This window comes from Streptomyces phaeochromogenes (assembly GCF_001418655.1).
Taxonomy (GTDB): Bacteria; Actinomycetota; Actinomycetes; order Streptomycetales; family Streptomycetaceae; genus Streptomyces; species Streptomyces phaeochromogenes.
The window spans coordinates 1-5,669 of record NZ_LIQZ01000307.1 but is presented as its reverse complement, the minus strand read 5'-3'; the positions used below and the strand labels follow the sequence as shown (position 1 = coordinate 5,669).

The following is a 5,669-nucleotide window of genomic DNA, read 5'->3' as shown; positions in this document are numbered from 1 at the left end:
TGCCCGGCCGCCGCGTCGGCGGCCGGGCAGGACGACGCCACGGGGCTCGAAGCGGTCGCCGCACGCGTGCTGCCGAGCGTCGTGTCGATCGAGACGGCGGAGGGACAGGGTTCCGGGTTCGTCTTCGACGAGCGCGGCCGGATCCTCACCAACGCGCATGTGGTGGCGGGCAGTTCGGAGGTCTCGATCGAGCTCCAGGACGGGCGCCGGCTTCGCGCGGACGTACTCGGCGACGACCCCGCCAACGACGTGGCCGTCCTGGAACCGGAGACCGCCCGCGGGCTGCGCGCCGCCGAACTGGCCGCCGGTACTCAGGCGAAGCCCGGAGTGGGCGACACCGTCCTCGCCATCGGGTCCCCGCTCGGTCTCAGCGGCACTGTCACCTCGGGCATCGTCAGCGCGCTCGACCGGTCCGTGCGGCTCGGCGAGGGCGGTGAGCGGCGGCGGGCCCTGCAGACCGACGCGTCGATCAACCCGGGGAACTCCGGCGGTCCGCTCGTCGACGCGGACGGTCGTGTGATCGGCATCAACACGGCCATCGCGACGTTGGACCAGGAGCGGGGCGGTTCGATAGGGATCGGGTTCGCCATTCCGATGGCGGACGCGAGGGCCGCCGCGCGGGCGATCATCGATGGATGAGTGGGCCGCGGGTCGGTTCGATTGAGGCTGCGGGTCCGTCGTGGCCGGTCGCGCCCACGCGGCGGAGCCGTAAATGTCACAGTCCCGCGCCCCTGACGGGGCGCGACTCGGCTTGTCGTTGGAAGGCAGGTGGGGCACATGAGACTGCTGGTCGTCGAGGACGAGGAAGACCTCGTCGTCGCGCTCAAGGTCGGGCTGGTGCGGGCCGGTTACGCGGTCGACATCGCGCCCGATGTCGACACGGCCACGGAGAAGCTGGCCGTCAACGACTACGACCTGGTGCTGCTGGACCTCAACCTGCCCGACGGCGACGGCTTCTCGGTCTGCCGTGCCGTACGGGCCACACCCGGCGGTCCCCGCATCCTGATGCTCACCGCCCGCGACCGTCTCGCCGACCGGGTCCGGGGCCTCGACGAAGGTGCCGACGACTACCTGGTGAAGCCGTTCGCGCTGCCCGAACTCCTGGCCCGGATAAGGGCGTTGCTCCGCCGCGAGGACGGCGGAACCGCGGTCGTCGAGGTCGGCGAACTCCGCCTGGACACCGCCCGGTTCGAGGCCTTCCGGGGCGCACGGCCGCTCCAGCTCACGCCCAAGGAGTTCGGCGTCCTGCACTACCTGATGACCCGCCCGGGACGTGTCGTACCGGCCGAGGAACTCCTCGAACACGTCTGGGACGAATACGCCGACCCGTTCACCAACACCGTGCGGGTCACGGTCGGTTCACTGCGCCGGAAGATCACCGGAGAAGAGGAACCGCTCATCGAGACGGTGATCAGGCAGGGGTACCGCCTCAAGGAGACACGATGATCGGCAGGACACGATGATCGGCGCGCTGCGGATCGTCAGGGCGAGGCTCCGCCTCCCGGCCTTCACCCACACCATCCGCTTCCGCCTCACCGTCCTCTACTCCGGCCTGCTCTTCGTCCTCACCGCGCTCGTCCTCGGCGCGACGTATCTCGCGGTCGAGCGCAGCGGCGAGGCGCACCCCGTCAGCAAGCAGTTCTCGGCGTCGAAGTACGTGAACGACGAGTACGTCGGCGAGATCCCGGTGGTGAAGGTCCAGGAGGTCGAGGCCGCCGTCAACTACGAGACCCTCGCCAACCTGCGCCGCTTCTCCTTCGCCGTACTCGGCGGACTCGCCGTCACCAGCCTCGCCATCGGCTGGATACTCTCCGGCCGCGCCCTGCGCCCCGTACGCTCCATCTCCCGTACGGCAGCCGAGATCCAGGCCACCGACCTCTCGCAGCGCATCCGCCTCGACGGACCCAAGGACGAGCTCCGCGACCTCGCCGACACCGTCGACTCCATGCTCGACCGCCTCGACGAGGCCTTCCGGGCCCAGCGCCAGCTCATCGACGACGCCTCACACGAACTGCGCAGCCCGCTCGCGATCATCCGCGCCAACCTGGACGCGGTGCTGACGGCGGAGGAGTCCGAGGAGGCCGAGCGCAGGGCGGCCGTCCGAAGTGTGGATCGCGCGACGACCCGCATGACCCGCCTGGTCGAGGACCTGCTGGCCACCGCCCGCCGTACGGCACCCGCGCTCGCCGACGCGGACGTCGATCTGGCCGCGGCGGTGGGTGAGGCATGCGAGGAGTTCGCGCCGCTCGCCGCCGAGCGCGGGCTCGTACTGCACCGGCGTCTCACCACGGGCCTGACGGTCATCGGCGACCACGACGCGCTGCGCAGAGCTGTCGGCAACCTGCTCTCCAACGCCGTACGACTCTCGCCGCCGGGCACCGGCATCACGGTCGCCGCGGGCCGGGTGGACGGCTGGCTCTGGGCGTCGGTCCAGGACGAGGGCCCCGGCATCCTCGACGACGACCAGACCCGGGTCTTCGACCGCTTCTGGCGAGCTAAGGGCAACGGCGGCGGCCACGACCGTCACGCGGGCCTGGGCCTCGCGATCGTCCGCCAGATAGTCGAATCCCACGGCGGCCAGATCCGCCTCTTCTCAACACTCGGCGAGGGCTCGACCTTCGTCCTCTGGTTCCCCTCACCAGCCGCGGACCACACCAACGCGACCCCACCGGACGAACAACCTCACTGAGCCATCGCTGCCCAGTGGTCCTTGTAGGCCGAGAGTCCAGCGCCCGGTCAGGACCAGGGGCGCGCACCCTTCAGGACCGCGACGGGGCCGCGCCCGATGGCCTGCGTCGGGGCCGGCGCCCTCTAGGGGCGCGGGGAACTGCGCACCAAGCCACAACGAACCCGCACCCCACCACCACCCAGGACCCCACCCCGGAGCCCCAAGAACCAGCGGAGCTAAGCCGCTTCCTTGGCCTTCGTGGCGTACATGTCCACGTACTCCTGCCCCGACAACCGCATGACCTCGGCCATCACCGAGTCGGTCACGGCGCGCAGCACGTACCGGTCCCGGTCCATCCCCTCGTACCGAGAGAACTCCATCGCCTCACCGAACCGGACAGTGACGCGGCCGGGCCGCGGGAACCCCGCACCGCCGGGCTGGATCTTGTCCGTGCCGATGATGGCGAACGGCACGACGGGCGCGCCGGTCATCATGGCCAGCCGGGCGATGCCGGTGCGGCCCCGGTAGAGCCGGCCGTCGGGGGAGCGGGTGCCCTCGGGGTAGATGCTGAAGACCTTGCCCTCCTCCAGCACGCGCCGGCCGGTCATCAGCGCCGCGACACCGCCACGGCCGCCGTCGCGGTCGACCGGGATCATGCCGCAGCCCGTGAAGAACCAGGCCATGAGCCGGCCCTTGATGCCCTTCCCGGTGACGTACTCGTCCTTGCCGATGAAGAAGACCTGCCGGTCGCAGAAGAGCGGCATGATCATCGAGTCGATGAACGTGAGGTGGTTGCCGGCCAGGATGACCGGGCCCGTGCCCGGGATGCGCTCCGCACCCTCCACCCGTGGGCGGAACATCAGGCGCATGATCGGTCCGAGCACTGCCTTGATGAGCGCGAAGCGGGACAACGTGCCCTCCGGTGTCAAGGGATAGGTATAAGTCTGTGCAGGTGAGGACGATACTCGCGGCCCCCCGGGTCTTGCACATCGGGTTCACCGAGTGGATACGCACTGTTGACCCTTGTTTACCTGCGGTGGCGCCCCGTCGCACGGCTGTCATCCGTACGACACGGTGTGACGAAGTCCGCACCCGTTAGGCCTTTTGGGAGGCCGGGTGCGGGGCGGGTGTGGCTCACGGGCGCAGCTCGCCACGCCCTACAAGGCGCGGGTACCCATCCCGGCCGCCTCCACCCACCCGGCAGGTCCGGCGTTTGATGACGAGTCAGCCGAGGGCGAGCCGGTCCGGGGCGAGCTCCGCCGGCCCCCGGCCGACTCACGCACCCCACGCGACATCCAGCGTCACCCGCGTGTTCCGTCCAAGGTCTCCCCTCCGTCACCCCCGCGCACCTACGATCGTCCCGCTTTGACAGGTGCAGCGCAGTATGCGGAGGAGCGCACATGGGGACGCAGGAGTCGAACGAGGGACTGAACGGGACCGGCCCGGGACGGCGCGCGCTGCTCGGGGCCGCGGTCCTCGGCGCCGGCGGAGCGGTCCTCGGGGTCCCGGCCACGGCGAGAGCCGACGAGAAGCACGGCGGCGGTGGCTACAAGAGCCTGCCGAAGCCGACGATCATCGGGCACCGCGGGGCCAGCGGCTACCGGCCGGAGCACACGCTCGGCTCGTACCAACTGGCCCTCGACATGGGCGCGCACGTCATCGAGGCGGGCGACCTGGTGCCCACCAAGGACGGCCACCTCGTCTGCCGCCACGAGCCGGAGATCGGCGGTACGACGGACGTCTCCGCGCACCCCGAGTTCGCGAGCCGCAAGACGACCAAGCTCCTCGACGGCGTGTCCACCACGGGCTGGTTCACCGAGGACTTCACGCTCGCGGAGCTGAAGACGCTGCGCGCCAAGGAGCGCATCCCGGCCAACCGCCCGCACAACACCCTCTACGACGGCCGCTGGGAGATCCCCACCTTCGAGGAGGTGCTGCGCTGGCGCGAGGAGCAGAGCCGCAAGCGCGGCAAGCAGGTCTGGATCTACCCCGAGCTCAAGCACCCCACCTACTTCCGCAAGCTGGGCCTCGGCCTGGAGGAGCGGGTCGCCAAGGTGCTGCGCAGGAACGGCCTGGACAAGAAGAACTCGCCCGTCATCGTCCAGTCCTTCGAGCCGACCAGCATCCAGCGCCTGAACAAGCTGATCGGCAACCCCCTGGTCGTGCTCCTGTCCGCCGCCAACACCCGTCCCTGGGACTTCGTGGAGACGGGCGACCCGCGTACGGTCGCCGACCTGGTGAAGCCCGCGGGTCTGAAGGAGATGGCCTCCTACGCGCAGGGCATCGGCCCGACCCTGGACCTGATCATCCTGAAGGACGCGAGCGGCAACCTCACCACCCCGACCACTCTGGTCCGGGACGCGCACGCCGAGGGCCTGATCCTGCACCCGTACACGATGCGCAACGAGAACCCCTTCCTGCCCACGAACTTCCGCAAGGGCACGGACGTGGACGGCTACGGCGACCCCTTCGGCGCCTTCCGGACCTACTTCGCGACGGGCATCGACGGGGTCTTCACCGACAACCCCGACACCGGCATCCTCGCCCGCGAGGACTTCCTGAAGCGCTGAGCCCGCCGCACCACCGAGCCCGCCGCCAACGCGCTCGTCAACAGCTGAGCCCCCGGCCCCGGTTGGGGTGACAGACGGCCGCCCCGGCAACCTCGTACCGGGGCGGCCGCGTCGTGCCGCATATGACCCACGACATGCTCGACACGCTGCGTCCACTGCTCGCCGCCGAGGCCTCCGCGGAGGCATATGCCTCGGGTGCGGAGCCCGGCGACCTGGAACAGGCCGTGTGGGTGCGCCTCCTGGAGCGCCTCGGCACGGACGGCCCGCCCGCCGACCCGGCCGCCTGGCTGCGCGGCGCCGTCCGCTCCGAGGCCCGCCGCACCCGGCACACCGCGAGCGTCGAGCAGCCGTACGCGTCCGAGCCCGCCGACGACAGCAGGCCGGGTCCGGAACAGCTCGCGCTCACCGCCGCCCGGCGCCGGGCCCTGCAC

Annotated in this window: 5 protein-coding genes and 1 pseudogene; 5 read left to right on the top strand and 1 reads right to left on the bottom strand. The window is 70.7% G+C overall.

Annotation, left to right across the window (positions count from 1 at the left end):
* The 3 genes from AOK17_RS34460 to AOK17_RS34450 all read left to right on the top strand — a co-directional run.
* On the top strand, positions 1–639 hold a 639-nt coding region (locus AOK17_RS34460), incomplete at its 5' end, for a S1C family serine protease (protein ID WP_055616521.1).
* A gap of 138 nt (positions 640–777) precedes the next feature.
* Positions 778–1,446, top strand: coding sequence for a response regulator transcription factor (locus AOK17_RS34455; protein WP_055616520.1), 669 nt, complete (start codon positions 778–780; stop codon positions 1,444–1,446).
* A gap of 13 nt (positions 1,447–1,459) precedes the next feature.
* Positions 1,460–2,689 carry a sensor histidine kinase gene (locus AOK17_RS34450; protein ID WP_055616519.1) on the top strand — a complete coding sequence of 410 codons (1,230 nt, stop codon included), beginning with the start codon at positions 1,460–1,462 and terminating at the stop codon, positions 2,687–2,689.
* 215 nt (positions 2,690–2,904) lie between these two features.
* On the opposite strand, the gene AOK17_RS34445 is transcribed toward AOK17_RS34450, so the two are convergent.
* Positions 2,905–3,579 (bottom strand): lysophospholipid acyltransferase family protein, encoded by a 675-nt coding sequence (locus tag AOK17_RS34445; protein WP_055616518.1) that lies wholly within the window; start codon positions 3,577–3,579, stop codon positions 2,905–2,907.
* Positions 3,580–4,068: 489 nt separating this feature from the next.
* Between AOK17_RS34445 and AOK17_RS34440 the strand changes: the two genes are divergently transcribed.
* Together AOK17_RS34440 and AOK17_RS34435 are read left to right on the top strand one after the other, a co-directional pair.
* Positions 4,069–5,238: a glycerophosphodiester phosphodiesterase gene (locus AOK17_RS34440; protein ID WP_055616517.1), complete on the top strand. Its 1,170-nt coding sequence runs from the start codon at positions 4,069–4,071 to the stop codon at positions 5,236–5,238.
* Positions 5,239–5,360: 122 nt separating this feature from the next.
* Positions 5,361–5,669 (top strand): annotated as a pseudogene (locus tag AOK17_RS34435) (sigma-70 family RNA polymerase sigma factor); the annotation flags it as partial.